Source organism: Streptomyces sp. NPDC127119, assembly GCF_042677425.1.
Classification (GTDB): Bacteria; Actinomycetota; Actinomycetes; order Streptomycetales; family Streptomycetaceae; genus Streptomyces.
Window position 1 is genome coordinate 1 of the sequence record NZ_JBHXTO010000062.1, and the last position, 26,545, is coordinate 26,545.

The 26,545-nt window shown below is 71.3% G+C and carries 23 protein-coding genes; 9 read left to right on the forward strand and 14 right to left on the reverse strand.

Translation table 11 applies throughout. From position 1 onward, the window contains the following. Nucleotides 1–52: 52 nt before the first annotated feature. From ACFVH5_RS24440 to ACFVH5_RS24450, 3 genes are all read right to left on the reverse strand, one after another. Nucleotides 53–646 carry a TetR/AcrR family transcriptional regulator gene (locus ACFVH5_RS24440; protein ID WP_385835850.1) on the reverse strand — a complete coding sequence of 198 codons (594 nt, stop codon included), beginning with the start codon at nucleotides 644–646 and terminating at the stop codon, nucleotides 53–55. Nucleotides 647–743: 97 nt separating this feature from the next. Next, a complete protein-coding gene (locus ACFVH5_RS24445) occupies nucleotides 744–2,414 on the reverse strand; it encodes a class I adenylate-forming enzyme family protein (protein WP_385835852.1) in 1,671 nt (556 codons plus the stop codon). Continuing rightward, nucleotides 2,411–3,178 (reverse strand): SDR family NAD(P)-dependent oxidoreductase, encoded by a 768-nt coding sequence (locus tag ACFVH5_RS24450; RefSeq protein ID WP_384812833.1) that lies wholly within the window; start codon nucleotides 3,176–3,178, stop codon nucleotides 2,411–2,413. Before ACFVH5_RS24450 ends, ACFVH5_RS24445 begins: the two co-directional genes overlap by 4 nt. A gap of 237 nt (nucleotides 3,179–3,415) precedes the next feature. On the opposite strand from ACFVH5_RS24450, the gene ACFVH5_RS24455 reads away from it, so the two are divergent. Together ACFVH5_RS24455 and ACFVH5_RS24460 are read left to right on the forward strand one after the other, a co-directional pair. Beyond that, the gene (locus tag ACFVH5_RS24455; RefSeq protein ID WP_385835853.1) at nucleotides 3,416–4,681 is read left to right on the forward strand and encodes an exo-beta-N-acetylmuramidase NamZ domain-containing protein; all 1,266 of its coding nucleotides are present in this window, start codon (nucleotides 3,416–3,418) and stop codon (nucleotides 4,679–4,681) included. A 213-nt stretch (nucleotides 4,682–4,894) separates the two neighbouring features. Then, nucleotides 4,895–6,271, forward strand: a complete 1,377-nt coding sequence (locus ACFVH5_RS24460; protein ID WP_385835855.1) for a serine-threonine protein kinase — start codon at nucleotides 4,895–4,897, stop codon at nucleotides 6,269–6,271. Nucleotides 6,272–6,313: 42 nt separating this feature from the next. On the opposite strand, the gene ACFVH5_RS24465 is transcribed toward ACFVH5_RS24460, so the two are convergent. Continuing rightward, a complete protein-coding gene (locus ACFVH5_RS24465; protein WP_385835857.1) occupies nucleotides 6,314–9,103 on the reverse strand; it encodes a penicillin acylase family protein in 2,790 nt (929 codons plus the stop codon). Between the two features lie 327 nt (nucleotides 9,104–9,430). Between ACFVH5_RS24465 and ACFVH5_RS24470 the strand changes: the two genes are divergently transcribed. Next, the gene (locus ACFVH5_RS24470; RefSeq protein WP_107021105.1) at nucleotides 9,431–10,039 is read left to right on the forward strand and encodes a hypothetical protein; all 609 of its coding nucleotides are present in this window, start codon (nucleotides 9,431–9,433) and stop codon (nucleotides 10,037–10,039) included. A 46-nt stretch (nucleotides 10,040–10,085) separates the two neighbouring features. Here the strand turns inward: ACFVH5_RS24470 and ACFVH5_RS24475 are convergent, their stop codons facing one another. After that, nucleotides 10,086–10,607, reverse strand: coding sequence for a hypothetical protein (locus ACFVH5_RS24475; RefSeq protein ID WP_385835859.1), 522 nt, complete (start codon nucleotides 10,605–10,607; stop codon nucleotides 10,086–10,088). A gap of 55 nt (nucleotides 10,608–10,662) precedes the next feature. Here ACFVH5_RS24475 and ACFVH5_RS24480 point away from each other — a divergent pair, with 55 nt between their 5' ends. Together ACFVH5_RS24480 and ACFVH5_RS24485 are read left to right on the forward strand one after the other, a co-directional pair. Further along, on the forward strand, nucleotides 10,663–11,388 hold the full coding sequence (locus tag ACFVH5_RS24480; protein WP_385835861.1) for a 3-keto-5-aminohexanoate cleavage protein: 726 nt from the start codon (nucleotides 10,663–10,665) through the stop codon (nucleotides 11,386–11,388). Between the two features lie 97 nt (nucleotides 11,389–11,485). Beyond that, complete coding sequence (locus ACFVH5_RS24485; RefSeq protein WP_385835862.1) at nucleotides 11,486–12,553, forward strand: RNA ligase (ATP); 1,068 nt, start codon at nucleotides 11,486–11,488, stop codon at nucleotides 12,551–12,553. 60 nt (nucleotides 12,554–12,613) lie between these two features. On the opposite strand, the gene soxR is transcribed toward ACFVH5_RS24485, so the two are convergent. Further along, nucleotides 12,614–13,138: a redox-sensitive transcriptional activator SoxR gene (soxR, locus tag ACFVH5_RS24490; RefSeq protein WP_385835864.1), complete on the reverse strand. Its 525-nt coding sequence runs from the start codon at nucleotides 13,136–13,138 to the stop codon at nucleotides 12,614–12,616. A gap of 130 nt (nucleotides 13,139–13,268) precedes the next feature. Between soxR and ACFVH5_RS24495 the strand changes: the two genes are divergently transcribed. Further along, a complete protein-coding gene (locus ACFVH5_RS24495) occupies nucleotides 13,269–13,730 on the forward strand; it encodes a MaoC family dehydratase (RefSeq protein ID WP_384812812.1) in 462 nt (153 codons plus the stop codon). A 362-nt stretch (nucleotides 13,731–14,092) separates the two neighbouring features. On the opposite strand, the gene ACFVH5_RS24500 is transcribed toward ACFVH5_RS24495, so the two are convergent. The 3 genes from ACFVH5_RS24500 to ACFVH5_RS24510 all read right to left on the reverse strand — a co-directional run bounded on the left by ACFVH5_RS24500 (nucleotide 14,093) and on the right by ACFVH5_RS24510 (nucleotide 16,324). Then, on the reverse strand, nucleotides 14,093–14,722 hold the full coding sequence (locus ACFVH5_RS24500) for a TetR/AcrR family transcriptional regulator (RefSeq protein ID WP_384812809.1): 630 nt from the start codon (nucleotides 14,720–14,722) through the stop codon (nucleotides 14,093–14,095). Between the two features lie 89 nt (nucleotides 14,723–14,811). Further along, the gene (locus ACFVH5_RS24505) at nucleotides 14,812–15,099 is read right to left on the reverse strand and encodes a YiaA/YiaB family inner membrane protein (RefSeq protein ID WP_385835865.1); all 288 of its coding nucleotides are present in this window, start codon (nucleotides 15,097–15,099) and stop codon (nucleotides 14,812–14,814) included. 73 nt (nucleotides 15,100–15,172) lie between these two features. Further along, complete coding sequence (locus ACFVH5_RS24510; protein WP_385835890.1) at nucleotides 15,173–16,324, reverse strand: acyl-CoA dehydrogenase family protein; 1,152 nt, start codon at nucleotides 16,322–16,324, stop codon at nucleotides 15,173–15,175. Between the two features lie 65 nt (nucleotides 16,325–16,389). On the opposite strand from ACFVH5_RS24510, the gene ACFVH5_RS24515 reads away from it, so the two are divergent. From ACFVH5_RS24515 to ACFVH5_RS24525, 3 genes are all read left to right on the forward strand, one after another. Further along, complete coding sequence (locus tag ACFVH5_RS24515) at nucleotides 16,390–17,025, forward strand: TetR/AcrR family transcriptional regulator (RefSeq protein ID WP_385835866.1); 636 nt, start codon at nucleotides 16,390–16,392, stop codon at nucleotides 17,023–17,025. A 120-nt stretch (nucleotides 17,026–17,145) separates the two neighbouring features. Further along, complete coding sequence (locus tag ACFVH5_RS24520) at nucleotides 17,146–17,868, forward strand: ArsR/SmtB family transcription factor (RefSeq protein ID WP_385835868.1); 723 nt, start codon at nucleotides 17,146–17,148, stop codon at nucleotides 17,866–17,868. A 218-nt stretch (nucleotides 17,869–18,086) separates the two neighbouring features. Further along, complete coding sequence (locus ACFVH5_RS24525; RefSeq protein ID WP_385835892.1) at nucleotides 18,087–19,079, forward strand: DMT family transporter; 993 nt, start codon at nucleotides 18,087–18,089, stop codon at nucleotides 19,077–19,079. Here the strand turns inward: ACFVH5_RS24525 and ACFVH5_RS24530 are convergent. From ACFVH5_RS24530 to ACFVH5_RS24550, 5 genes are all read right to left on the reverse strand, one after another. Beyond that, nucleotides 19,076–20,158, reverse strand: a complete 1,083-nt coding sequence (locus tag ACFVH5_RS24530) for a Zn-dependent alcohol dehydrogenase (protein ID WP_385835869.1) — start codon at nucleotides 20,156–20,158, stop codon at nucleotides 19,076–19,078. The genes ACFVH5_RS24525 and ACFVH5_RS24530 overlap by 4 nt on opposite strands. Before the next feature lie 54 nt (nucleotides 20,159–20,212). Beyond that, a complete protein-coding gene (locus ACFVH5_RS24535; protein ID WP_385835870.1) occupies nucleotides 20,213–21,601 on the reverse strand; it encodes an aldehyde dehydrogenase family protein in 1,389 nt (462 codons plus the stop codon). Between the two features lie 557 nt (nucleotides 21,602–22,158). Continuing rightward, entirely contained in the window at nucleotides 22,159–23,496 is a 1,338-nt protein-coding gene (locus ACFVH5_RS24540) for an ABC transporter ATP-binding protein (protein ID WP_385835871.1), read from the reverse strand. Nucleotides 23,497–23,659: 163 nt separating this feature from the next. Beyond that, nucleotides 23,660–25,003: an MFS transporter gene (locus tag ACFVH5_RS24545; RefSeq protein WP_385835894.1), complete on the reverse strand. Its 1,344-nt coding sequence runs from the start codon at nucleotides 25,001–25,003 to the stop codon at nucleotides 23,660–23,662. A gap of 29 nt (nucleotides 25,004–25,032) precedes the next feature. Beyond that, complete coding sequence (locus tag ACFVH5_RS24550; RefSeq protein ID WP_385835872.1) at nucleotides 25,033–26,535, reverse strand: CitMHS family transporter; 1,503 nt, start codon at nucleotides 26,533–26,535, stop codon at nucleotides 25,033–25,035. Between the last annotated feature and the right edge of the window lie 10 nt (nucleotides 26,536–26,545).

The window sequence follows — 26,545 nt, forward strand, 5'->3', positions numbered from 1 at the left end:
CCCCTGAGCCTCTCAGGGGCGCGGGGAACTGCGCGATCCTGTACGCCCGCCCCTACGGTCGCAGCGCCCGCAACAGCAGGTCGGCCAAGTGGTCCGCGACCTCCTGTTGCGTGAGGGGGCCGTCAGGGCGGTACCACGTGGACAGGTGGTGGACCGAGCCGAAGTGGTAGTCGACGACCAGGTCCGCCGGGGTCTTCTTCGAGAAGACCCCCGTCTGCTGGCCCTCCTCGATCAGCGCGCGGAACCGCTCGTGATAGCGCCGCCGCTCGGCCCGTACCTGCTTGTTCTTCTCCGGGCTCAGATGGTGCATCGAGCGGAAGAAGATCGACGCGTCGTCGAGGTTGTCGATCGTCGTGACGACCACGTCGGCGGCGGCGCCCCGCAACCGCTCCTCCACCGGCGCGTCGGCGTCCGCGAAGGAGTCGAGCCGCTCCTGCTGCACCCGCAGCACGCGCGCGTACACCTCGTGGAGCAGGTCGTCCTTGGAGCCGAAGTAGTGGTACAGCGCACCCTTGGTGACACCGGCCGCTTCGACGATCTCCTGGACCGAGGTGCGGTCGTAGCCGCGCTCGGCGAAGAGCCGGGTGGCGGCGGCCAGCAGCCGCCTCGGAACGGGCGTGCCGTCCCCGTCCGTCGTCCTGGGCACTGCCGCCACCTGCCTTCCAGTGTTCTTTGTGTTGTTCACGTTGTAGAGGTCGTTCAAGGCGTTCCGGTTGCACCCCGCCTTGTTCGTCCGCGTTTGTCTACGAGCCGTCGTGCGGGCGTGAGCGCAGTTCCCTCCGGAGGATCTTCCCACTGGCCGTCTTCGGCAGGTCGGGCAGGATCTCCACCTGGCGCGGGTACTTGTAGGCGGCCAGTCTCTCCTTGCAGTACGCGGCGAGTGCGGCGGGGTCCTCCGCCGCGCCGGGCCGCAGGCTGATGTACGCCTTGACGGTCTCGCCGCGGTACCCGTCGGGCACCCCGACGACGGCCGCCTCGCGTACGGCCGGGTGGGTGTACAGGACGTCCTCGACCTCGCGCGGCCACACCTTGAAGCCGGACGCGTTGATCATGTCCTTCTTGCGGTCGACGACGTACAGCCAGCCGTCCGTGTCGATGAAACCGATGTCGCCGGTGCGCAGTTCCCCGTCCGGGAAGGTCTCCGCGGTGGCCTCGGGACGCCGCCAGTAACCGGGCACGACCTGCGGGCCCCGTACGAGGATCTCGCCCTGTTCCCCGAACGGCACCTCCTGGCCGTGGTCGTCGACGATGCGTACGACCGTGTCCGGTCCCGGCAGGCCGACGGCGAGCGTCCCGGAGGCCGGGTCGACGGGCGCCTCCAGGTGGGGCGGCACCGAGGCGCAGGGCGCGGTGCACTCGGTGAGTCCGTAGCCGTTGCGGATGTACGGCCCGAAGCCCGCCCGGAACTTCTCGACGAGCGCGGGCGGCAGCGGCGCGCCTCCGGAGGAGATGTTCACGAAGGAGGAGAAGTGGTCCGGCGTGACGGACGGGTGCGCGGCCAGCGCCATGAAGGCCGTCGACGGGCCGACCGTGTAGTGCGGCCGGTGCTCGGCGAACGCGTCGAGGACGACACCCGACTCGAAGCGGTACGCGAGGACGAGTGTGCCCCCGCTGTTGAGACACGCGAGGAACTGGCAGACCATCCCGGTGATGTGGAACAGCGGCGCCATCGCGAAGTACACGGGCGCCTCGGGCAGGGCGAGGCCCGTGCGCTGGCGCTCGGCGTTGTACATGACGTTGCCGTGCGTGTTGGTGGCCCCCTTGGGAGCGCCGCTCGTCCCCGAGGTGTAGCTGATCAGCGCGATGTCCGCCGGGCCCCGGTCGCGGTCGGACGGGGCCTTGTGGCCGGCCTTCGCGACGGCCGTCAGGTCGTCGGCGTCCGCCGCCTGCGGCAGCCGCTCGAAGGTCAGCACGCGCGCGTCGTCCCGCGTCTGGAAGTCCAGTTCGCAGCCGGTCAGCACGATGCGTACGGGCGAGTCGGCGGCCGTGTCGCGCAGATACGACTCCCAGGCCCGGTCGGCGCAGATCAGCGCGGCGACCTCGCCGTCCCGCAGGACGTGGGTCACCTCGCCGGACTTGTACATGGGGTTGACGGGCAGGACGGTCGCGCCGGCCTTCCAGGCGCCGAGGACGGCGAGGACGAAGAGCGGGCTGTTCTGCAGCAGGACGGCGACCCGGTCGCCGCGTTCCAGACCGCGTTCGGCGAGGTGTCCGGCGACCGAGTCGCTCAGTTCGTCCACCTCGCGGTAGGTGAGCCGTCCGTCGAAGTAGGCGAGGAAGGCGCGGTCGGGCGTCTCGGCGACGGCCCGGCGCAGGGCGTGCACGGGCGAGTCGTCGGGGCTGACGGGTCCGCGCTGCGCCTCGTTCAGGAGGGCGACCCAGGGCTGGGCCGCGTACAGGGAGGTGGTGGTCATCGGCCGTCGGCCTCCCACTTCTGCTGGATGTGGTTCATGTTCGTCAGCCAGCGCTCGGGGTCGGCGGCGCGCGCCCGGTAGTACTCGGCGACCTCGGGGTGCGGAAGGATCAGGAAGCGGTCCTCCTCGATCCCCGCGAAGAGGGCGTCCGCGACGGCCTCGGGCTCGATGGCGGTGGGCAGCAGGACGAGGTCCCCCGCGCTGCCGGTGCCCGCGAGCATGTCGGTGCGCACGCCCTGCGGACAGATCGCGTGCACCTTCAGACCGCGGTGGCGGTACGTGAGCGACAGCCACTCGGCGAAGGCGTACGCGCCGTGCTTGGTGACGCTGTACGGGGCCGCGCCGATCATGGTGAGCAGTCCGGCCGCCGAGACGGTGGAGACGAAACGGCCGCTGCCGCGCTCCAGCCAGGCCGGGAGCAGTTCCTCGGCCGCACGGACGTGCGCCATCACGTTCACGTCCCAGGCGAGCTCCCAGACCCGTGCGGGGGCCGCCTCGGAGCCACCCGAGGGCAGCCCGGCGTTGGCGCAGTAGACGTCGACGGTGCCGCCGAGGGCGTCCCGGGCGTCGGCCACGATCGTGGAGGCGTCGCCGGGGACCGCGGTCCCGCCGATCTCCTCGGCGACGGCCGCGGCCTTCACCGCGTCCAGGTCGTTGACCACGACCCGGGCCCCCGCGGCGGCGAACCGCCGGGCCAGCGCGGCCCCGATCCCCCCGCCGGCTCCGGTGACGACCACTCCGGCATCCTGCATGGCTTCCACCATCGGTCTCCTTCGACACGACGACATCAATGCTCCGCTCCCACCAGACTAACCGGTCGGTATGCGACCCGTAAGGGGCGCGGGGAACGGCGCAGTCTTTTGCTTTCAGGGGGCGCAGCCCCCAAGGGGCGCGGGGAACGGCGCGGCCGGCCACAGCGGCGCCGCAGCTTACGAACAACCGGCGGAAGCCATACCGTGCACATGCCAGTGCAACCCCCTTCCGCCCCCCACGGAGGCCCCATGCACCGCCTGTCCAGACGAAGTCTCCTCGCCGCCACCACGACCGCGGCGGCGATCTCCGCGGGAACGCCGGCCACGGCCGCGACCGGGGCGGCCCCCGCCGGGGAAACGGCACCCCGCCGTTTCCGGACCGGCTTCGACCGTCTCGCCGCGACCGACTACGCCCTCCTGGACGGCAGGCGCGTAGGGATCGTCACCAACCCGACAGGCATCACCGGGGACGCCCGCCACATCGTCGACGTGATGCACGCCGACGACCACGTGAACCTCGTCGCCGTCTTCGGCCCGGAGCACGGCTTCCGCGGCACCGCGCAGGCCGGCGGCTCCGAGGGCCGCTACGACGACCCGGCGACCGGCCTCCCGGTCTACGACACGTACCTCAAGAGCGGACAGCCCCTGGCCGACGTCTTCACGGCCTCCGGTGTGGACACGGTCGTCTTCGACATCCAGGACGCGGGCGCCCGCTTCTACACGTACATCTGGACGCTGTACGACTGCATGGACGCGGCCAGGATCGCGGGCAAGCGTTTCGTGGTGCTCGACCGGCCGAACCCGGTGACGGGCCGCGGCGCGTACGGGCCCGTGCTGCACAAGGAGTTCGCGACGTTCGTCGGCCGGGAGCCGATCGCGCAGGCGCACGGGATGACCGTCGCGGAGCTGGCCCGGCTGTTCAACGGCGAGTTCCTCACCGAGCCGGTGCCCCTGGAGACCGTCCTGATGTCGGGCTGGCGGCGGTCGGACTTCTACGACGCCTCGGGGCTGCCGTGGGTGCCGCCGAGCCCGAACATGCCGACGCCCGACACCGCTCTCGTGTACTCGGGCACCTGTCTCTTCGAGGGGACGAACCTGTCGGAGGGGCGCGGCACGACCCGTCCGTTCGAGCTGCTCGGCGCGGAGGGCATCGACCGGCGGTGGGCCGCCGAGGCGGGACGACTCGGGCTGCCCGGCGTGCACTTCAGGGAGGCGTACTTCGCGCCCACGTTCTCGAAGTTCCAGGGCAGGACGGTCGGCGGGGTGCAGCTCCACGTCCACGACCGCGCCGCGTACGACCCCGTGCGCACGGGGATCGCGCTGCTGGTGACCGCCAAGCAGGTCTGGAGCGGGTTCGCCTGGCGGCCGGACAACTGGATCGACAAGCTGACGGGCTCCACGCTGGTGCGCACGATGATCGACGCGGGTGCGACGGCCGACGAGGTCGTGGCGGGCTGGCAGGACGAACTGGCCGCGTTCCGCCGCGTGCGCAAGGAGTACCTCCTGTACCGCTGAGACGGTCGCCCCGATCGCCCGTGGCGTCTCGTCCGGCGCCGGCCGTGGCGTCTCACCCGCATCGGATCCCCTATCCTGGACCACCCGTTCCGGATTTCGCTGAGACATGAGTTCGGGCTGGTCAGAGTGGACGTGGACCCTGGCCAACTCCCCCGGTCGGCGGGACGATTACGTGCACATCGCACGGGTTGCGGAGGCCGAAGGGGGCTTGTCATGGCGGATCCTGAAGTGGGCGTGACTCCCTACTGGGAGCTGACGTTCGACGCGGACGGCGATGTGGACGCGCGGCAGCGCGACCGGCTGCTCCGGGAGGTGGTGGACCGGGGTGTCAAGGACCTGATCGTGTTCGCGCACGGCTGGAACAACGACCGCCCGACCGCGACCCGGCTCTACAGCCGCTTCTTCGAACACGTCCCCGCTCTCGCACCGAACGCCCGCCTCGGATATGTGGGCGTGCTGTGGCCGTCGATGCGGTTCACCGACGAGCCGATCCCCGACTTCGCGCGGAGCCTCACCGCCGTGTCCGTGGGCCCGGCACTCGACAAGGGCACCCGCAGTGCCCTGCTGACGGCCTTTCCCGGGCGGGCCACCCTGATCGACCAGATCGCCCGGATGCTCGACCAACAGCCCGAGGGCGACACCGCGTTGGAGGAGTACGGGCGGCTGGTGCGGCTGCTCGTCGAGCTGCGGCCGGAGGCGCCGGGCGCCGCGTTCGCCGCGGACACCCTGGCGGATTCCGGGTCCCCGTCCGGATCCCCGCCCGGGTCCCCCGCCGAGGCCGCGAACGATCCGCGGATGTTCCTCGGGGACACCGCGCGGACCTGCCGGGAGTTCGCGCGGGCACTGGCGGACGACGAGGGCGGCGCCGAATCCGGGAGCGAGCGGGCGCAGGCCGCGCCCCGCCTCGCGGGCGCCTGGGACGGGGCACACGAACTGCTGCGCCAGGCCACGTACTTCGCGATGAAGCGCCGTGCGGGCACGGTCGGCGAGCGCGGGCTCGGGCGGCTGGTCGGGCGGCTCGCCCGGACGGCACCCGGGGTGCGGGTGCATCTCGTGGGGCACAGCTTCGGCGGGCGCCTGGTGTCGTTCGCGCTGCGCGGGCTGCCCAAGGGAGTGCGGACCGTGAAGTCCGTGACGCTGCTCCAGGCGGCCTTCTCGCACTACGCGTTCTCCGCGCGGCTCCCGCACGACGTACGGGACAGCGGTGTGCTGCACGGCCAACAGGACCGTATCGACGGCCCGTTGGTCTGCTGCTTCTCCCGTTTCGACTCGGCTCTCGGCACGATCTACCCGCTGGCCTCACGGACGGCGGGCGACGACCGGGCCGCCGCCGACCTCTCGCTGCCCCCGCTCCCGCGGCTTCTCGGCGCCAGGTGGGGGGCGTTGGGTCACGACGGGGTGCAGGCGGTGTCCGGCACGAAGGCGTTCACGCTCGCCGACGCGCTGCGGGCGAAACTGCCCGCTTCTGGATGCGTGAACATCGACGCGTCCGCGGTGGTGCGACGCGGCGGCGCCCCCTCGGGCGCCCACAGCGACATCTGCCACCGGGAACTGGCCCAGGTGGTCCTGGCGGCGGGCCGCATCCGCTGACCCGCCGCCAGTACCCACGTACTCACCTCACCGGCGTGTACCTCACCGGTGCGAGGTGAACTCCACGACCTGCTGGTAGGTCGGCCGGTTCTGCCAGCTGATCTTTCCGTGCTTGATGCCGCCCAGCGTCCGCTGGTTGACCGAGTCGGCGCACCACTGGTCGCCCGCCGAGCAGAGGTCGTCGCCGGGGTAGACCTGGGCGGCGGTCCGGCCCGCCGCCGTCTTGAGCGTGCCGATCAGGATGTCCCGGCAGGCGCTGAGGGTGCCGCCGCCGCAGTACGGCTTGGCGAGGCCGCCCTGTACGGACTCGCCGAGCACCGCCCGGATGTCCTTGTGGACGTAGCTCCACCAGCCGTACTGGAAGGAGCTGCCGGCGTGCGATCCGGTGGGCCCGTGGCCCGCCGAAGGGGCCTCGTCCACCGGGAGGTTGGCGGTCATCGCGGTGTAGAGGTCGCTGCCGAGGCCGGGTTCGAACTCGGCCTTCACCAGCGCGGGCCACCAGGCGTCGAGGAGGCGGATCGCGTCGGCGTTGGCGTAGGTCTTCGAACCGGCGGAGGTCTCCTTGCGTCTGGCGCCCGCCGTGACCCAGTCGGACAGTTTCGTCACGGCCGCCGCGGCCGTCGTGTCGGTGACCGGCGAGCTCTTGATCACCTGGAGCAGCTTGGGCAGGACGTCCTCGGCGCGCAGGTCGGCCAGTGCCGCGTCGGCCATCGCCTTGGTGAGCGACGCCCTGGTCACCCCGCCCGCGGTCACCAGCTTCTTCACCCGGTCCTCCAGGAGGTTGCCGCGGTGGACGGAGCCGTTGCCCCAGGGAGCCGTGGTGTAGTCCTTGGCCTGCTTGTTGTTCCAGGAGATGTAGTAGTCCTGGTCGATGGAGTTGGGGTGGGCGGAGGCCGGGGTGTAGTCGGCGGTGTTCGTGGTGGGCGTCCAGTTCTTCCACTCGTACGCGGCCTGCGCCCACACCGGGAACTCGGCGTCGACGCCGGTGGCGCGTACGGGGTTGTCGCCGCTGTTGTAGTAAGCGGTGTGCTGCGCGTCGGCGTAGAACCAGTTGAAGGTGTAGTTGATGTGCTGCACCGCCGCCTGGAAGGTCTGCGGGCTCTTCACGTAGTCCGGGTCGTTGAGCATCTGGAAGCCGATGATCGAGTCGGCCTCGTGCAGGTAGGAGGAGCGCAGGGTGGTGTAGGCGACCTTCTTGCCGTCGACCGTGGCCCGGTGCGTGACCGGGCCGTACTTGGTGCGCCAGACCTGCATCCGGTAGGAGCCCGCGGCGGTTCCGTCGGCGGTGGTGGGCTTCCAGGCGTTGGTCTGCTCGACCTTCGCCATGGCCGTGCAGGTGCCGCGGTACAGGTAGTGGGTGTCGTCCTGGCACAGCTCGACCGCGTAGGTGTCGATGATGTCCTGGCCGGAGGTCGTGGCGCTCCACGCGTAGTCCTGGCCGCGGCCGAGTTCGACGTACATGCTCAGGCCCGCGAAGGAGGCGCCGCGGGCGCTGAGGCCCGGGCCCTGGATCTCCTGGAGCATGAGCAGCTGTGGCGCGAAATAGCCGGTCTGGGGTCCGAAGACGGCGATGGGGTGGCCGCTCGCGGTGGATTTTCCGCTCACCACGAGGGCGTTGGACATGCCGCGTCTCGCGGAGCTGAGGGCGCTCGCCGTCGCCGAGGCGGTCGTTCCGGTGGCCGTGGCGGTGGCCGCGCTGCCGGTGCGGTCGTAGACGAGAGGTTCCTCGGTCACCGTGCCCGCGGTGGGCAGCGCGGCGCCCTGCGGGGTGGCCGGTCTGGTGGCGTACGGGAAGCTCTCGCCGTTGTGGACGGTGAGTACGGCCTCGGGGTCGTTGCGCTCGCGGAAGGACTCCCAGACCTTGGTGCCCTCCTCCACGCCGTACTTGGACTGGGCGGCGAGCAGGGAGACGGCGTTGTTGACCTCGCCGCCGCCCCCGGAGCCGAAGAGCGCGCCGATCACGGAGGCCAGGGCGACCAGGTCGGTCTCCTTGAAGTGTTCGATGGTCCCGGCGTTGGTGATCGAGTCCTTGTGGCCGGTCAGGACGTACTCGCCGGGGAAGTAGCGGCCGCTGTCCGAGGCGTCTATGTAGGAGTTGATGCCGGCCAGGTAGGCCCGGACGTCGGCGAGCGCCTGCTGGCCGCGCGCCCCGTTGTCGGCGACGGCGCTGTCGATCTGCGCCTGCAGATCCGCCTCGGTGTACGGGGCGTGGCGCCAGAACTCCTGTTCCAGGCCCTGGTTGGAGGCGGCGCCGCCCGCGAAGGGGGTGAGCTGCCCGCGTCCGACGTGCCGGAAGACGTCCATCAGCCACAGCCGGTCCTGGGCGGCGGCGTAACCGGCGCCGAACTCGGTTCCGTAGCGGGTGGTGCCTGTGATGTGCGGCACGCCGGTCTTCTTGTCGCGGACGATCGTCACGTCGGTGCGCCCTGCGGGCTTCAGGGTGGACTCGACCTGGTCGGCGGGGACCCCGAACGAGGCGTCCCTGAAGAAATCATTAATTTTGGCGTCGGTGAGCGCGGAATATCCGGATGCCAGATTGCCGTAGGGCGCCAGTTGATCGTCCGCGTGGGCGGGCTGGGTGCCGAAAGCCTGGTTGAGAAGGATCTCGGCGAGGGTCGCGTTGCCGTTCTGACCTGCGGGGAGAATGTCGGAGCACTGGCTGCCGCAGTAGTCGTTCGCCGCGGCGGCGGGGGTGTCGGCGGCGATCGCCTGGGAAAGCGGTGTCAAAAGACCGGCAATGAGAACGCATACCGAAGCACCCATGAGGAACTTGGGGAATCTGCGGGGAGTTCTCAGTCTGTCGAGGATGGTGCGTGGGGTACGCCGGGGCATGGCTGACTCCTCACGACGGGGGTGGGCGGGATGTTACTGCCGGTATCCCCGGGTTAGAAGATGAACATGCGTCACTTTTGGCGCCGGCGGCTCCGACGGGGGCTACCGGGGCCGCCGACCGCCACCGGACGACGGCCGGGAATGACCCGAGAGACGGCCGACAACCGTCTTGCGGATGGCCGATAACCGGCTGAATGGCGGTTTTATGGCGGTCGCCGAAAAACAGATGGAGCCGAATCGCGTGTCGATACGTCTATTCGGCGACGTCCTTACGACGACGCCGAAGTGACCGAAGTACAGGTGCAGGTGTGACGGAGGTGCAGGGCGATGGCGGGATTCCGCAGTCTGGCGAGACAGGTGCGCGACCCGAGGAGCGATCTGGCACTGCGGCGCTATTCACTGCGCAAGTGCCTTGAGAGGTTCGCTCCTTACGGTCACCGGGCGACCTGGGACCATCTGTGCTCCCGGGCCGGGTTCGACCCCGAGGACCGGTCCCCCGATCCGGTGCGGCTCGTGGCCGCGCTGGACGAACTGGAGGCGGCCCGCTCCGTCTGGCTCACCTACGAGGCCGGGTTCGCCCAGCGCCGCAAGAAGGAGAAGCACGACGGTCTGCGCAGCCCCGGCAGCGTGGACGACTGGCACCGGCTCACCTGGGGCGGCTTCGGGGTCGCCTGGTGCGACGACCCCGGCATCCACCCCCATGAGCCGCTCGCCGAGGTGCTGCGCCGGCTGATCGCCGCCCTGGAGCGGGAACCCGGCGCCGTCTGCCCCGTCTGCTCGGGCGAGCGCCTCGTCTGGAAGTACGACCTGGCCCACGAACCGTCCTCCGGCCCCGTCTGCACGGCCTGCGGAATCGTGGTCCCCCGACCCGTCCTCACCCCCGAGGCACTGGCGGAATGCCGCCGGGGACGCCTCCTCGTGGCGGTCGCGGGGTAACGAAGGCCGGGGGTGCGCCGGAGGAACCGCACCCCCGGGTACATGCCTACGGGACCTTGACGTCGGTGTGGATGGCCAGCTTGAACTCGGCGCACAGCAGCGGCGCGGAGATCTTCGCGTCCCGCGCGCCGCGCACGGACACCTTCAGGCCGACCGGCGTGCCCGGGTGGACGAACATCTGCCACATGTAGGTCCGGTACTGGCCGCCCCGGGTGGGTGCCGTGTCGGAGGTGGCCGTCGAGTCGTAGCGCGCCGCCGTGAGGTTCAGCGGGTCGCGCACGAAGCGCGCCCGGTACTCGAGACCGCCGGCGTCCGGCTGCCAGAAGACCAGCGCGGACAGCACGCCCCAGCCGTCGTGGCTCGGCCAGATCAGCCCCGAGCGGGCGTCGGGAAACGCCGACGCGCCGGGACCGCCCTTCCCCGGGTCGTGCATGCTCCAGCGGTCGTACTGCTCCTCGCCCGAGACGTACGGGAAGCGCACGAGGTGGTACCCGTCACTGTCGTACGTGATCCGCTGGGCCCCCGTGTGCGCGGCTTCCCACTTGAGCGAGCAAATGGCCAGGCTCATCGCCCGTTCCCCTTTCGATCTCCGGTTGTCGGTGCGGCCTGGCACCATCGGGGGCATGGTCCAGGTCTGTGTGAACGGGGGACGCGGGTCCGGCGACGGAGCACTCGTGCCGTTGTCGCCGAAAGCGATGGCCGGCTCCGCGGCGGAGGCCGTCGCGGCCGGGGCGTCGGACATCCATGTGCATCCCAAGTCCCCTTGTGGAGAAGACACGCTGTCGGCGAAGGCGGTTGCGGCGACCCTGGACGACATCAGGTCACAGGTGGACGTTCCCGTCGGAGTGACCACCGGCGCCTGGGCCGAGCCCGACCCCGCGGCCCGCGTCGCGCGCGTCCATGAGTGGAGCGTCCTGCCCGACCACGCATCGGTCAACTGGCACGAGCCGGGCGCCGAGGAGGTCGCCGCGGCGCTCCTGGCGCGGGGCGTGGGCGTCGAGGCGGGCATCTGGTCCGGCACGGACGGGGCCGCGCGGTTCGCGGCGTCACCGCTGGGCCCCCGGGTGCTGCGCGTCCTCGCGGAGGTGACGGACCCGGATCCGGACACGGCCGAGGACACGGCCCGCCGGCTGCTGACCGCCCTCGGCACCGCGCACGGCCGCCCCGTCCTGCTGCACGGCGAGGAGGGCGGCACCTGGCCCGTACTGGACCTCGCCGCGCGCCTCGGCCTGGCGACCCGCATCGGCCTGGAGGACACGCTGACGCTCCCCGACGGCCGACGGGCCGCGTCCAACGCCGAGTTGGTGACGGAGGCACTGCTCCGGCACCCGCGGAACCGGCGGCCGTAGCAGCCCAAAAACCCGTCGCTCCACCCCTTTCCCGTCCGCACAGTTGGAGGCGATGAGACCAGGCTGAGCATCATGTGAGACCCCGGGGAGCCCCACCATGTCGACGCTGCGCGTCACCGCCGAAGTACTGACCGTCCACGAGCATCCGAACGCCGACGCGCTCGAACTGGCCCAGGTGGGCCTGTACCGGGCCGTGGTCGCCAAGGGTGCGTACCGCACCGGCGAGAGCGCCGTCTACATCCCCGAGCAGTCCGTGCTGCCGCAGGAACTCATAGCGGAGCTGGGGCTCACCGGGCGCCTCGCGGGCAGCGCCTCGGACCGGGTGAAGGCGGTCCGGCTGCGCGGCGAGCTGTCCCAGGGGATCGTCTGCCGGCCCAGCGCACTGGCCGGTGTGGACCTGGCGCGGGCCGCCGCGGACGGCACGGACTTCGCGGAACGGCTGGGCGTCACCAAGTGGGTACCGCCCGTCCCGCCCACCATGGACGGCGAGATCGAGGCGGCCCCCGACCTGCTGCCCTGGGTCGACATCGAGAACATCCAGCGGTATCCCGGCATCTTCACCCCGGGCGAGGAAGTGGTCCTCACCGAGAAGCTGCACGGCACGGCCTGCCTGCTCACGTACTTCGCCGGGGACGGCCGCGTCCAGGTCTCCTCGAAGGGCTTCGGCGCCAAACGCCTGGCCCTGAAGGAGGACCCGCGCAACCTCTACTGGCGCGCGGTCCACGGCCACGGGGTCGCGGCGGTCGCGGCCCGGCTCGCCGAGCGGCTCGGAGCCCGCCGCGTCGGCGTTTTCGGCGAGGTGTACGGGGCCGGCGTCCAGGACCTTACGTACGGCGCCGACGGCCGCCGCGAGACCCTCGGGTACGCGGTGTTCGACGTGTCCGCGGAGATCGACGGCGAGGTCCGCTGGCTGGACGCGGCGGACCTGCTCACCGGCGAACTGCCGCTCGTACCAGCGCTGTTCACGGGCCCGTACGACATCGGACGGGTGCTGGAGTTCGCCTCCGGCCGCGAGACCGTCTCGGGGCAGGGGATCCATCTGCGCGAGGGGGTCGTGATCCGGCCCGTCACCGAGCGGTACAGCCCGGTGACGGGTGGCCGGGCCGTCGCGAAGGCGGTCAGCCCGGCGTATCTGACACGCAAGGGCGGCACGGAGTACGAGTGACGGGGGCTTCCGGTGCGCCGGAGGGTTCGGGCGCCCGGGTGGCGGGGCCCGGGAGCCGTCTCAGCGGCAGCCTCCGGGCTCCGGCCGCTCCTCGGGCTCACGCTCCGCGGTCCGGCGTGCGCGTTGTCCGCCGCGTTCCACCATGAGGCGGGAGCCGCTCTGCCGCTCGCCGAAGACGTCGTCGGGGTTGGACAGGACGCAGTTCTCCAGGGAGAGGCAGCCGCAGCCGATGCAGTCCGTGAGATGGTCCCGCAGACGGCCCAACTGCTTGATGCGCTCGTCGAGTTCCGAACGCCAGGCCTCCGAGAGCCGGGCCCAGTCCTCGCGGGTGGGCGTGCGCTCCTCGGGGAGTTCCGCGAGGGCGTCACGGATCGTGGCCAGCGGGATGCCGACGCGCTGCGCGGCCCGTACGAAGGCGACCCGGCGCAGGGCGTCACGGTGGTAACGGCGCTGGTTGCCCGCGGTGCGGCGGCTGCTGATCAGGCCCTTGGACTCGTAGAAGTGCAGGGCCGAGACGGCGGCTCCACTGCGGGCCGACAGCTGGCCGACCGTGAGTTCATGGATCTTCTCGGGAATCTGGGGCACCCCTCGAACCCTACCCAGCCGGTCACCCTCGCGGTCCGTTGACAGGGAACCTCACTGCGACCATGCTAAGCAGTTGCTTAGGAATATCTCTCAGAGACGCACGCACGCAGCGACGGGAAAGGCCAGGGACATGGCAGAGCCGAGGATCTTCGCGTCCGCCGACGAACTGAAGGCGGCGGTGGGTGAGCAGTTGGGGTACAGCGACTGGGTGGAGGTCGATCAGAAGCGGATCGATCTGTTCGCCGAGGCGACGGGTGACCACCAGTGGATCCACGTGGACCCGGAGAAGGCGGCGAGCGGTCCCTTCGGGACGACGATCGCCCATGGGTATCTGACGTTGTCGCTGCTGCCGCTCTTCGGGCCTCAGCTGATCTCGGTCGAGGGCGTGAAGATGGGCGTCAACTACGGGACGAACAAGGTCCGTTTCCCGGCTCCGGTGCCGGTGGGGTCGCGGCTGCGGGCCACCGCGAAGATCACGGCGGTCGACGAGGTGACGGGTGGGGTGCAGGTGTCTGTCGGCTTCGCCGTGGAACGCGAGGGCGGGGAGAAGCCGGTGTGTGTGGCTGAGTCTGTGTCCCGCTACTACTTCTGACCCGGGGGGTGGTGGTGGCGGCGGGCGGGGTGGGTACCTGCGGGCCCGGTGGGGGCTGGCCGCGCAGTTCCCCGCGCCCCTAAAAGCGGACGCTGTCTGCGGGTTCGGTGGGGGCTGGGCGCGCCGTTCCTCGCACCCCTGAAAGCAGACGTTGTCTGCGGGGGCGGTGGGGGCTTCTCGTGCCGCTGAAAACGGGTGGTGCGGGTGCCCCTCCGGCCGGGCGTAGCCCCGGCCGGAGAGGGGCGCGGGGAACTGCGCGGCCGGCCACGACGGGGCCGCAGACAGCGTCGGTTTTTGGGGGCGCGGGGAACTGCGCGATCAGCCCCCACCGAACCCGCAGGTGAATGCGACCGGCGGCAGCCCTAGGCGTGCGGCGCCCCGACCATGCGCAGGACCAGGTCCGCGTACAGGTCACCGACCATCTCCGGCGTACGCGGCCCGTTCACGTTGAACCAGCGCGCCACATCGATGCACAGGGACAGCACCGCAAGCGTGGTCCCCGGCACGTCGGGAACGTCGAAATCCCCCGCCGCCACCCCGTCCTCGATGATCGCGCGCACCTCCGCATCGACCTGGCGCCGCAGACCGATGATCTCCGCACGGGCATCGGCGCCGAGCGAGTCCAGCTCGTACTGCACGACCCGCGCGGTGGTGCGCCCACCCGCGTGCCACCGGACGAAGGAGCTCACCGCGTCGGCGAGCCGCTCGGCCGGGCTCCCCTCCCGCGCGCCCGCGGTCCGCAGGATGTCGAGGGCCTTCTCGTGGCCGATCCTGCTGATCCGGTGGAGCAGTTCTTCCTTGGTCTTGTAGTGGATGTAGAGCGCGGCCGGACTCATCCCCGCCCGGCCCGCGATGTCACGGGTCGTCGTCGCGTGGTACCCGCGCTCGGCGAAGGCCTCCACCGCGGCGACGAGCAGCCGCCTGGCCGCGTCAGGGGTGACCTCGGCCCACGGCTGCAGTTCGCCGCCGGCCGTCTCCTCCGCCGTACTCATCGCTCGTTCGCCCCTTCCAGTGACAGAACGAACACCATACCCCCGATACTGAGCGAGCGCTTAGAGTGCCCGCTCAGAGGGGCATGGCCTCACAGCTTGTCGAAGGGGTCGTGTTCGGCCAGGAGCTTCTCCAGGCGGGCCTGGTCGACGCGGCTGACGATCTGCCCGGCCTCCTGCCGGTCCCGGATCACCTTGGCGAGGGTGAACGCCGAGGTCACGAGGTACAGCACGGCGATCCCGAGGAAGGCGCGCACCCAGGTGTCGGCCTCCAGTTTGAAGATGCCGATGGCGGTGGCGATGACGGCGACGGCGAACGAGAGCACCGCCTGCCCGTAGAACGCGGCGGTGGACTGCTGCTTGACCTGTGTCTCACTCATGCGACCAGAGTCGGCGCGGGCGGCCGGAACCACATCCGCGCACGTACTCACATCGCGTACTCAAGTCGCTTGCTCAGAACGCCGAGACGCCCGTCACCGCGCGGCCGATGACCAGCTTCTGTATCTGACTGGTGCCTTCGTAGAGCGTCATGACCCGCGCGTCGCGCAGCAGCTTCCCGACGGGGTACTCGTCGATGTAGCCGTACCCGCCGAAGACCTGGAGCGCGTTGTTCGCGGCGCGCACCGCGGCTTCCGAGGCGAAGAGCTTGGCCTTCGAGGACTCGGTGGCGAACGGCTCCCCGCGGTCGACGAGATCCGCGACGCGCCAGGTGAGCAGCCGGGCGGCGTCGACGTCCACGGCGATGTCGCTGAGCAGTTCCTGTACGAGCTGGTGGCGGGCGATGACCTTGCCGAACTGCTCGCGCTCGGTCGCGTACGTCACGGCGGCGTCCAGCGCCGCCTGGGCGATGCCCACGCAGCCGGCGGCCACCGACATCCGGCCCTTGGCCAGCGCGGACATGGCGACGGAGAAGCCCTTGCCCTCGGGGCCGAGCATCGCCGAGGCGGGTACGCGGACGTCCTCCAGGGTCAGTTCCGCGGTGGCCTGGCCGCGCAGTCCGAGCTTGCCGTGGATGGTGCGGCGGGTCAGCCCGGGGGTGTCGGCCGGTACGAGGAAGGCCGAGACGCCCTTGTGGCCGGGTGCGTCGGTCGAGCGGGCGAAGAGCAGGACGACGTCCGCCCAGGTGCCGTTGGTGATGAAGGTCTTGCCGCCGTTGACGACGTACGTGTCGCCGTCGCGCACCGCCTTCGTGGACAGGTTGCCCGCGTCGGAGCCGGTGCCCGGTTCGGTGAGGCCGAAGCAGCCGACGTATCCGCCGGAGGTGAGCCCCGGCAGCCACTGCCGCTTCTGTTCCTCGGTCCCCCAGGACGCGATGGTCTTGGCGACGAGTCCGAGCGAGACCGAGACGATGCCGCGGACCGAGGAGTCGCCGCGGCCCAGTTCCTCCGTCACCAGGCAGTACGCGAGGTGGTCGCCGCCGGAGCCGCCGTACTCCTCGTCGATCGTGAGGCCGAGGAAGCCGACCTCGCCGAGCTTCTTGACGATCGAGCGGTCGACGTCCTCCGCGCGGTCCCAGGCGATCACGTTCGGGGTGATCTCGCGCGCGACGAAGTCCCTGGCCAGCCGTCGGACGGCGGTCTGCTCCTCGCCGAGTTCCAGGTTCACTGTGATCAACCCCTGCTTTTAATTAGCACTGCTAGTTTCTGATCCGCAGCCCTACTATGTGGGCCATGGCCCGACCGCGCAAGCCCCTCCTCAGCACCGACCGCATCGTCGCGGCGGCCCGGACCCTGGTGGACGCGGAGGGGCTCGCCGCCGTCTCCACGCGTCGGCTGGCGGCCGAGCTGGGGGTGAGCGGGCCGTCGCTGTACAACCACTTCCGTACGAAGGACCAGATCCTGGAGGCCGTCGCGGACTCCGTGAGCGCACAGGTCGACCTGTCGATGTTCGAGGACGGACGGGACTGGCGGACCGCGCTGCACGACTGGGCGGTCTCCTACCGGGCCGCTCTGCGCGATCACCCCAACATCGTTCCCGTGCTGGCCCGGGGGCCCGGACGGCGGCCGGCCGGGCTGCGGCTCGCGGACGCGGTGTTCGGGGGGATGGTCGCCGCGGGGTGGCCGGCGGCGCAGGCGACGTCCATCGGGGCGTTGATGCGGTACTTCGTGATGGGGTCCGCGCTGTCGTCGTTCGCCGGGGGGTTCGTGGACGACGAGACGGCGTACGACCCTGCGGACTATCCGCATCTCGGGCAGGCGCATCTTCTTGCCGATCAGCAGGAGAAGATCGACGAGCGGGCGTTCGAGACGGGGCTCAGCGCGTTGCTGGAGGGGTTGGCCTCGCAGTACGCGCGGTTGCGAGAGTAGGCGGAGCCACGGCTGCGGGCCGGTGGGGGCCAGGCGCGCAGTTCCCCGCGCCCCTCAAGGCTCCCCGCGCCCCTGGAAGCTTCGGCGGTGGCCGAAGTGTGGGGCGCTCATGCTGGGCCTATGACCTCCTCACGCAGCGGGGCGCGTACCGGGGCCGCCGGGCTCGCCGCCCTTGCCTCCCTTGTCGCCGATGAGACGCGGGCCGGGTTTCTGCTGGCGCTGCTCGACGGGCGGGCCTGGACCGCCGGGGAGCTGGCACGGCACGCCGGGATCGCCCCGTCGACGGCCAGCGAGCACCTGGACAAGCTGGTGGCGGGCGGGCTGCTCACCGAGGAACGACAGGGGCGGCACCGGTACGTACGGCTGGCCGACGCCCGGGTCGCCCAGCTCGTGGAGGACCTGGCCGCCCAGGTCTCACCGGCGGCGGCCGTACAGCCACGCACGCTGCGCGAGGCGGGCGCCGGCAGTGCGATGGCCCGGGGCCGCACCTGCTACGACCATCTGGCCGGCCGCCTCGGCATCGCCGTCACCGACGCGCTCACCGGCCTCGGACTGCTCCGCCAGGACACCGGTTTCGCGCTCACGGACGAGGGCGTGGCCTGGTTCGAGGACGTCGGCATCCCCCTCGTACGCACCGGCCGCCGCCCGCTCGCCCGCGCCTGCCTCGACTGGACGGAACGCCGCCCCCACCTGGCGGGCATCGCGGGCGCCGCACTCTGCCACCACGCCCTGACCACCAACTGGTGCGTACGCATCGGCTCGGAACGAGCAGTAAAGGTCACGACAACCGGCGAACAGGCACTCGCACACCTCCTGGGCATCCCCCCGGAATCCCTGCACTGACCACCCGCCCTCCAGCGCCGCAATGAGAGCCCGGGGCACGGCCCCATCGTCCAGCGGCGCATGAAAGACAGGGGCGCAGCCCCGTCTTTCAGGGGCGCGGGGAACTGCGCGACCAGCCCCCACCGGGCCCGCGGACATCCATCGACGCCACCCCGCGGAGCATCCCGTCCGAAACCCGCGAGCCCTTTCCCACCACCCCACCTACCCTCTGGAACGTGATGACCCCCCTCCCCGCCGGCCGCAGGCCAGACCCCCTCGCCACCACAGCGGCCAGCGCAACCGTGCTGCTGTGGGCCTCCGCCTTCGTCTCCATCCGCAGCGCCGGTGAGGCCTACTCCCCCGGCGCGCTGGCGCTGGGCCGGCTGCTCGCCGGAGCGCTGGTCCTCGGAGCGATCTGCCTGGTACGCGGGGAAGGGCTTCCCGCGCGGGCCGCGTGGCCCGGGATCGTGGTGTCCGGGCTGCTCTGGTTCGGCCTGTACATGGTCGTCCTCAACTGGGGCGAGCAGAAGGTCGACGCGGGCACCGCCGCCCTCGTGGTGAACATCGGACCGCTGATCATGGCCCTGCTCGCCGGCTGGCTGCTCAAGGAAGGGCTGCCGTCGCGGCTGCTCGCCGGGATGGGCGTCTCCTTCGTGGGCGCGGCGGTCGTCGGACTGTCCATGTCGGGCGAGGGCAGCGCCTCCGTGCTCGGCGTACTGCTCTGCCTGCTCGCCGCGGTCGCGTACGCGGGCGGTGTGGTCGCCCAGAAACCGGCCCTGCGGCACGGTTCCGCGCTCCAGGTGACGACGTACGGGTGTGTGATCGGCGCGGTGGCCTGTCTGCCGTTCGCCGGGCATCTGGTCTCCGACGCCCGGGACGCCCCGCTGTCCGCGACCCTCAACATGTTGTATCTGGGCGTCTTCCCGACCGCGCTCGCCTTCACCACGTGGGCGTTCGCACTGGCGCGTACGACGGCGGGGCGGATGGGCGCCACGACGTACGCGGTGCCCGCGCTGGTGGTGCTGATGTCGTGGGTGGTGCTCGACGAGGTGCCGGGCTGGATCACGCTCGTCGGTGGACTGGTGTGTCTCGCGGGAGTGGCGGTGTCGCGGTCCGGACCCCGGCCCGGGGCGACCGCGACAACCGCTCCCGCCACGCAAGCTCCCGCCACGACTCCCGAGCCACAATCCGGCAGCAAGCCCCGACAAGGGGCCGGGCCCCCGTCTCCCTAGAACATCACCAGCGCCCGTCCGCCCTTGCCCGCCAGCATGTTGTCGAACGCCGACGGGATGCCGTCCAGGGCGATCCGTTCCGTGACGAGGGCGCTCAGGTCCAGCCGTCCCGCCCGGACGTGTTCGGCGAGGATCGGCAGGTCGCGGGCGGGGTCGGAGTTCCCGTACACGCAGCCGGCGAGCGTGCGGCCCCAGTGGAAGATCTCCAGGGCGTTGAAGGTGACCTGCTGGTCCTTGCCGCCGATGCCGACGACCGTCGTACGGCCGCCGCGGCGGGTGGACTCCCACGCGGTACGGATCGTGACGGCGCGGCCCGCGCACTCCACGGCCACGTCCACGCCCTGCTTGCCGGTGAGTCCGCGGATCTCACGGGCGGTGCCGTCCGAGGCGATCACGTACTCGGTGGCCCCGGCCGCGCGGGCCAGGGACTCCTTCTCCGACGACACGTCCACCGCCACGACGGTGGAGGCACCGGCGATACGCGCGGCCTGGATCGCCGCGAGTCCCACGCCGCCGACGCCGAAGACCGCGACCGTCTCACCGGGGCGGACCTGGGCCGAGTAGTGGACGGCTCCGTAGCCGGTGAGGACGGCGCAGCCGAGCAGGGCCGCGTCCGCCAGCGGGATACCGGCCGGCGCCGGGAGTACGCAGTCGGCGGCCACCACCGTCTCCTCGGCGAACGCGGCGACGTTCAGGCCGGGGTGGAGATCCGTCCCGTCGGAGGAACGGTGGGCGTAGACGTTCGCGGCCCCGGCCAGCGCGTTGGCGCACAGCCACACCTCGCCCAGTGCGCAGGCGTGGCAACTCCCGCAGGAGGGGGCCCAGTTGAGGACCACCTCGTCACCGGGTGCGACACGGTCGACCCCGGGGCCGACGGAGACGACGGTCCCCGCTCCCTCATGGCCGAGCACGGCGGGCACCGGCAGCCGCATGGTGCCGTTGGTCAGTGAGAGGTCGGAGTGGCACACCCCGGCGGCGGCGAGGCGGATCCGCACCTGCCCCGGGCCGGGCTCGGGCAGGTCGATCTCGGTGATCTCCAGTGGGGCCCCGACGGCGGGCAGCACAGCGGCGCGGGTCATGAGTACAACGCTCCTAGGACTCTGAATCTCTCGAATCTCCGGATCTCTGAATCTTCAGAACTGGAGGGACTTGGTCTGGAGGTACTCGGACAGTCCGTGCGAGCCGAGTTCGCGGCCGACGCCCGACTGCTTGTAACCGCCGAAGGGAGCTCGGGGGTTGAAGCGTCCGCCGTTGATGTCGACCTGCCCGGTGTCCAGGCGCCGCGCGAAGGCCACGGCTTCCGACTCCTCCCCCGCCCAGACGGCTCCCGCGAGCCCGTACACCGTGCCGTTGGCGATGCGGAGCGCGTCCGCCTCGTCCTCGTACCGGATGATCGACAGGACCGGGCCGAAGATCTCCTCCTGGGCGATCGCCATCTCCGGGGTGACGTCGGCGAATACGGTCGGGCTGACGAAGTAGCCCCGTTCCCGGGGGGATTCGGGGCCGCCCGCGACCAGTCGGGCGCCGTCGCCGACACCCTTCTCGATGTAACCCACCACGCGGTCGCGCTGCTTGGCGTTGACGACCGGGCCGATGCGCTCGCCGTACTTCGCGGCGGCCTCGGCGGCCAGGGCCACGGCCTCGTCGTACTGGGAGTCGTGCACCAGCATGCGGGTCCAGGCGCTGCACGTCTGGCCGGAGTTGGACATCACGTTGGCGACGCCGACGTTGACGGCCTTCGCGAGGTCCGCGCTCGGCAGGATGACGTTGGCGGACTTGCCGCCCAGTTCGAGGGCGACACGCTTGACTGCCGCGCCCGCCGTCGCGCCGATCTGCCGGCCGACGGCCGTGGAGCCCGTGAAAGAGACCAGGTCCACGCCTTCGTGCTCGGCGAGTGCCTGGCCTGCGACCGGGCCGAGGCCGGTGACGAGGTTGAAGACACCCGCCGGGACGCCTGCCTCGTGGACCGCCTCCGCGAAGAGCTGGGCGGTCAGCGGGGTGTCCTCGGCGGGCTTCAGCACGACCGTGCAGCCGGCCGCGAGGGCGGGGGCGACCTTGGCGACGATCTGGTGCAGGGGGTAGTTCCAGGGCGTGATGGCGCCCACCACGCCGACGGGTTCGAGGTAGACGGTGGAATTGCCGACCTTCTCCTCGAAGGAGTGCGAGGCGGCGAGGTCGGCGTACGAGCCTGCTACCGCGATGGGGGCGCCGACGTGTACCGCCTGCGAGAACTTCAGCGGTGAGCCGAGTTCGGCGGTGACCGTCTCCGCGATCTCGTCCTTACGGGCAACAAGGACGTCCCTGAGGGCGCCGATACGGGCGGCGCGCTCGGTGGGCGGGGTGGCGGCCCAGGCCGGGAAGGCTTCGCGGGCGGCGCGGACCGCTGCGTCCACGTCCTCGATCGTGCCGGCCGGGACGTGCGCGATGAGCTGCTCGTCGGCCGGGTTCACGACGGCGATCGTGTCCGTCCCGGCTGCGGGGCGCCAGGCGCCGTCGATGTACATGCCGTCGTGTGCCTTCATGGGGTCCTCCCGCGGGTGGGGGTGTGGTCGTCCGCGGCCCAACTTAGCCGTCACGCCCGCTACAAACTAGCGGTGTTAGTTTTTGCCCGCCAGGGGTATGGGCTGTCGGGCGCGGGCCGACCACGGCGCTGGGGGATGGACGGGCGTGCTCGGGTGCGGGTCCGCGGTGGCTGGCCGCGCAGTTCCCCGCGCCCCCGAGGGGATGGGGGCTGGCGTGCATTGCTGCCTGCGGGTGCGTTCTGGTTGCTCGCGCCGTTTCTCGCGGTACTGAGGGGCGCGGGGTTCGTTTTTTGGGGCGCGGGGAACTGCGCGGGCAACCGCAGCGGACCCGCAGACAGAATCCCGCCGTACCCCCACCCCCCTAGGGGCGCGGGCAACTGCGCGACCAGCCGCCGCGGACCCGCACCCGTCAACGCACGCACGCCCCCACCCCCTCAGGGGCGCGGGCAACTGCGCGGCCAGCCGCCGCGGGCCCGCGCCCGACCACGCACGTCCACCCCCCAGGGGCACGGGGAACTGCGCACCCGGCAGGTCGTCGCCCCGAGGGGCCTCGGGGATCAGGCTTCCAGGTCGGGGCGTTTTCTTGGGGCCGGGGAGATTCTTATGCCGTCGTGGTCGAAGACGTACAGGTGTGCGAGGTCCACCAGCAGCGGTACCTGCATGCCGGGACGGAGTGCGTGGTCCGGCGTCGTACGCACGATCAGATCCCCCGGCAGCCGCGCCTCCGTCGACACCGGCTCAGGCTCCGGCTCCGCGTCCGCGGGGTGTTCCAGCACCACGACAGGCCCGGCCCGCAGCGTCCGCCCCCGCAGCCGGTCGAACACCCGGCCCTCCCGACGGCGCCGCCCACCCACCCGCGCCACCGGCCGCGGCGCTTCGAGTTCCGGTACCAGCGCGGGCTGCGAACCGGTGTCGAGGTGGACCAGCACCTCGTGCCCCTGGAACTCCACATGCTCGACGAGCCCGCTGATCGCCACCTCCCCGGGCCGCGCCCGCGTGGGCCGCGCCAGGCGGACCGCCTCGGAGCGCAGCCCCACGATGACTTCGCGCCCCTGCTGCACCCGGAGCAGCCGGTGGTCCGGGGACAGCGGTTCGGACAGGACGAGCGCCTGGCGGCCGAGGCCGATCGACATCGCCCCGTCGAGAGGGGCGAGAACGACTCCCCGCAGGAGGTTGATCCGCGGGGTGCCGATGAAGGCGGCGACGAAGACGTTCTCCGGCAGCGCGTAGACCGTACGCGGTGTTCCGAGCTGCTGGAGCACACCGCCGCGCAGAACGGCCACCCGGTCCCCGAGGGACATCGCCTCCGCCTGGTCGTGGGTGACGTACAGCGTCGTGACGTCCAGGTCCCGGGTGAGCCGGGCGATCTCGGCCCGCAGATGGCTGCGGAGTTTGGCGTCCAGGTTGGCCAGCGGTTCGTCCATCAGGAAGGCGGAGGGGTGCCGGGCGATCGCCCGTCCCATGGCCACGCGCTGCCGCTCCCCGCCGGAGAGCTGGTGGGGGAAACGGTCCAGGAGGTCCTCGATGCCGAGCATTCGGGCCGTGGCCTCGACCCGCGGGCCCGGGTCCCGGCCGGGTTCCTCGATGCGCAGGGGGAAGCCGATGTTCGCGCGGCTGCTCATGGTCGGGTAGAGCGCGTAGTTCTGGAAGACCATCGCCATGTGCCGTTCGGCGGGCGCGAGATGGTTGGCGTACTCCCCGTCGAGCCGCACCTCCCCCTCGGTGGGCTCCTCAAGTCCGGCGATCATTCTCAGCACGGTCGACTTGCCGCAGCCGGAGGGCCCGAGGAGCACCAGGAACTCACCGGGCTCGATGTCCAGCGACAGCCCCTGCACCACGCGGACGCCCTGCGTGTAGGACTTGCTGACCTGGTGGAGCGAGACGGCACGTGGCATGAGACGTGACCCCCGGGGGCCCACGGGGCACCGATGTTCACGATGCTTCGCGGCCGGACGGTTCGGACGGCCCGTACTGGTACGTACGAGACCTATGAGTCACGGAAGCTAACGGACCGCGCGGGCCCCGGGGAACCCTTTGAACGCCTCGAATCGCCGCAACTCAGGCGCCGCCGCGGCTCGTTCGGCGTTTCTCCAGTTCAGGGGAGGGAGGGGTCACGACGCGGCCCGCATCCGTTTCGCCCCCACTCCCACTCCCGGTTCCGGCTCCGGCTCCGGCTCCGGCTCCGGCTCCGGTTCCGGTTCCGGTTCCGGCTCCGGCGGCTCCAACGGCCCCCGGCCCGGTACGGCCCTGTCGCAGTCCCAGCCCCGAGGCGATCAGCAGCAGTGCCCCGAGCATCACGAACGGCGCGGCCACGCCCGCGACTCCGGCGATCAGGCCCGCGGTGGCGGGCGCGGCGACCTGGCCGAGCCGGTTGCCGGTCAGCCGCAGGGCGAGCGCGGTGGAGCGGGCGTCGTCCGGGGCCGCCTGGACGACCGTGGTCATCGACAGGGGCTGCCCGACGCCCAGGCAGAAGCCGAGCGCGGCAAGGATCACGGCGAGCGCCCAGACCGGCACGGGCAGCGCGATCCCGGCGCACAGCAGGGCCGCCAGCAGACAGGTCGTGGTGAGCAGCGCGGCCCGGCCGAGCAGCCGCAGCATGGGCGTCATCACCAGCCGGCAGGCGATGGTCGCCGCCGCGCGCAGGCTGAGCAGCAGGCCGATCACGGAGGGCGCGATGCCCCGGTGTTCGCCGACCACCGGCAGATACGCGGTGAGGATGTCGGTCGCGGAGAGCACGGCGAGGCTGATGAAGATGCCCGCGGGCACGCCCCGGGTCCGCAGGATGCGGTGCACGGGCACGCGTCCGCCCGGTCCCGTACGGGACGTGGACGGCGTACGGTCCTCGATGCGCCACAGGGAGACGAACGAGAACGCGGCGACGCCGCCCGCGACGAGCAGGGCGAGGGCGCTGGTGCCCGCCATGTCGGGGCCGCCGATCAGGGCGCCCGCGGCGATCGGTCCGACGAGCTGGCCGAGGGAGGCGCCGATGGTGAAGTGGCCGAAGTTGCGGTCCTGTTCGTGCGGTGCGGACTGGCGGGCCACGAGCGACTGGGCGCCGATCACGAAGGAGAGGTGTCCGAGGCCCATGACACCGCTCCAGGCCGCCATCGCGGCGAGGGAGTCGGCCGTACCGCTGAGGGCGCAGCCGCCGGCGATCAGGACGACGCCCACCGGCAGCAGCGGGGCGCACCGGCCGTGGTCGGTCCTGCGGCCGAGCGGTACGGCGGCGAAGAGGGGCAGCAGCGCGTACACCCCGGCGATCACACCGATCGCCCGCTCGTCGGCGCCCAGCGCGAGGGCCCGGTAGGAGACGGCGGGCCGGGCCATGGACACCGCCCCCTGCGCGAAGCTGAAGGCGATGACCAGGCGAAGCAGCCAGCCGCGGTTCCCACCGGGCTTCACAGTGACGTTCTCCATCGGACGGTCATGCCTCAGATGATGCCGAACAGGATTCCGGATCCGAGCACCACGAGTGACGTGAGGGCGGCCCACTTGACGACGAACTTGGTGTGGTCGCCGAAGTCGACCCTGGCCATGCCGACCAGCACGTACACGGCCGGGACCAGCGGGCTGGACATGTGCAGCGGCTGGCCCACGAGGGAGGCGCGGGCGATCTCCAGCGGTGAGACGCCGTGCGCGGTGCCGGCCTCGGCGAGGACCGGCAGGACGCCGAAGTAGAAGCCGTCGTTCGACATGAAGTAGGTGAGCGGCAGGCTCAGGGCGCCGGTGACGATGGCCATGTGCGGGCCCATGCCGTCGGGGATGCCGTCGACGAGCCACTTGGCCATGGAGTCGACCATGCCGGTGCCCTGGAGGACGCCGGTGAAGACGGCGGCGGCGAAGACCATGCCGGAGACGTTGAGGACGTTGTCGGCGTGCGCGGCGAGGCGCTCGCGCTGGTCCGGGATGTTCGGGAAGTTGACGGTGAGGGCGAGCGCCGCGGCGAGCAGGAACAGGACCGGGATCGGCAGCAGTTCCATGATCATGGCGGTGAGCAGGACCGCCGTGAGCAGCGCGTTGAACCAGTACAGCTTGGGACGCAGGGTCGCGCGGTTCGGGTCCAGTCCCTGGAGGCGTACGTCGTCCACGTCGTCCTCCTCGGCTCCGCTTCCGGAGCCGCCCGGGGCGTCCGCGTCGGTACCGGAGCCGGAGCCCGATCCGCCCGCGGTCTTGGCGAAGCGCACCTTGCCGTCACCAGAGCCATCGGAACCACCGGAGGCACCTGCGGCACCCGCGCCGACGAGCACCGTCTCGGTCTCCCGCAGCTCCTCCTCCTGCTTCTCGGCCTTCTCCTTCTCCAGGACGTCGGCCAGGCTCAGCACGCCGAGGCGCTTGCGCTCGCGCAGGCCGAGGACGTACGCGAGGCCGATGACGGCGACCAGGCCGACGGCGAGCGCCGGGATCATCGGGACGAAGATGTCGCCGGCGTCGAGCTTGAGCGCGGTGGCGGCGCGGGCGGTCGGGCCGCCCCAGGGAAGGGTGTTCATCACGCCGTTGGCGGTGGCGGCGACACCGGTCATCACCACGAGGCTCATCTTGAGGCGCTTGTACAGCGGGTACATCGCCGAGACCGTGATCATGAAGGTGGTCGAGCCGTCGCCGTCCAGGGAGACGATCGCGGCGAGCAGGGCCGTACCGACGACGATGCGCATCGGGTCGGCCTTGCAGAACTTGAGGATGCCCCGGACGACCGGATCGAAGAGGCCGACGTCGATCATGACGCCGAAGTACACGATGGCGAACATCAGCATCGCGGCGGTGGGCGCGAGGGTGCCCACCCCTTCGATGACGTAGTCGCCGAGGTGGGCGCCTTTTCCGACGAACACACAGAAGAGTGCCGGGATCAGCACCAGCGCCGCGATCGGCGACATCTTCTTCATCATGATCAGGACCAGGAAGGTCGCGATCATGGTGAAGCCGAGGATGGTCAGCATGAGTGGATAC

What these genes read in the sequence shown, in the direction of transcription:
- ACFVH5_RS24480 (WP_385835861.1), top strand. Translation starts at nt 10,663, where the DNA reads ATGGTCCAGGTCTGTGTGAACGGGGGACGCGGGTCCGGCGACGGAGCA.
- ACFVH5_RS24515 (WP_385835866.1), top strand. Translation starts at nt 16,390, where the DNA reads ATGGCCCGACCGCGCAAGCCCCTCCTCAGCACCGACCGCATCGTCGCG.
- ACFVH5_RS24505 (WP_385835865.1), bottom strand. Translation starts at nt 15,099, where the DNA reads ATGAGTGAGACACAGGTCAAGCAGCAGTCCACCGCCGCGTTCTACGGG.
- ACFVH5_RS24475 (WP_385835859.1), bottom strand. Translation starts at nt 10,607, where the DNA reads ATGAGCCTGGCCATTTGCTCGCTCAAGTGGGAAGCCGCGCACACGGGG.
- ACFVH5_RS24455 (WP_385835853.1), top strand. Translation starts at nt 3,416, where the DNA reads ATGCACCGCCTGTCCAGACGAAGTCTCCTCGCCGCCACCACGACCGCG.
- ACFVH5_RS24530 (WP_385835869.1), bottom strand. Translation starts at nt 20,158, where the DNA reads ATGACCCGCGCCGCTGTGCTGCCCGCCGTCGGGGCCCCACTGGAGATC.
- ACFVH5_RS24495 (WP_384812812.1), top strand. Translation starts at nt 13,269, where the DNA reads ATGGCAGAGCCGAGGATCTTCGCGTCCGCCGACGAACTGAAGGCGGCG.
- ACFVH5_RS24525 (WP_385835892.1), top strand. Translation starts at nt 18,087, where the DNA reads ATGACCCCCCTCCCCGCCGGCCGCAGGCCAGACCCCCTCGCCACCACA.
- ACFVH5_RS24460 (WP_385835855.1), top strand. Translation starts at nt 4,895, where the DNA reads ATGGCGGATCCTGAAGTGGGCGTGACTCCCTACTGGGAGCTGACGTTC.
- ACFVH5_RS24485 (WP_385835862.1), top strand. Translation starts at nt 11,486, where the DNA reads ATGTCGACGCTGCGCGTCACCGCCGAAGTACTGACCGTCCACGAGCAT.
- ACFVH5_RS24540 (WP_385835871.1), bottom strand. Translation starts at nt 23,496, where the DNA reads ATGCCACGTGCCGTCTCGCTCCACCAGGTCAGCAAGTCCTACACGCAG.
- ACFVH5_RS24445 (WP_385835852.1), bottom strand. Translation starts at nt 2,414, where the DNA reads ATGACCACCACCTCCCTGTACGCGGCCCAGCCCTGGGTCGCCCTCCTG.
- ACFVH5_RS24465 (WP_385835857.1), bottom strand. Translation starts at nt 9,103, where the DNA reads ATGCCCCGGCGTACCCCACGCACCATCCTCGACAGACTGAGAACTCCC.
- ACFVH5_RS24450 (WP_384812833.1), bottom strand. Translation starts at nt 3,178, where the DNA reads ATGGTGGAAGCCATGCAGGATGCCGGAGTGGTCGTCACCGGAGCCGGC.
- ACFVH5_RS24520 (WP_385835868.1), top strand. Translation starts at nt 17,146, where the DNA reads ATGACCTCCTCACGCAGCGGGGCGCGTACCGGGGCCGCCGGGCTCGCC.
- ACFVH5_RS24535 (WP_385835870.1), bottom strand. Translation starts at nt 21,601, where the DNA reads ATGAAGGCACACGACGGCATGTACATCGACGGCGCCTGGCGCCCCGCA.
- ACFVH5_RS24550 (WP_385835872.1), bottom strand. Translation starts at nt 26,535, where the DNA reads ATGCTGACCATCCTCGGCTTCACCATGATCGCGACCTTCCTGGTCCTG.
- ACFVH5_RS24500 (WP_384812809.1), bottom strand. Translation starts at nt 14,722, where the DNA reads ATGAGTACGGCGGAGGAGACGGCCGGCGGCGAACTGCAGCCGTGGGCC.
- ACFVH5_RS24470 (WP_107021105.1), top strand. Translation starts at nt 9,431, where the DNA reads ATGGCGGGATTCCGCAGTCTGGCGAGACAGGTGCGCGACCCGAGGAGC.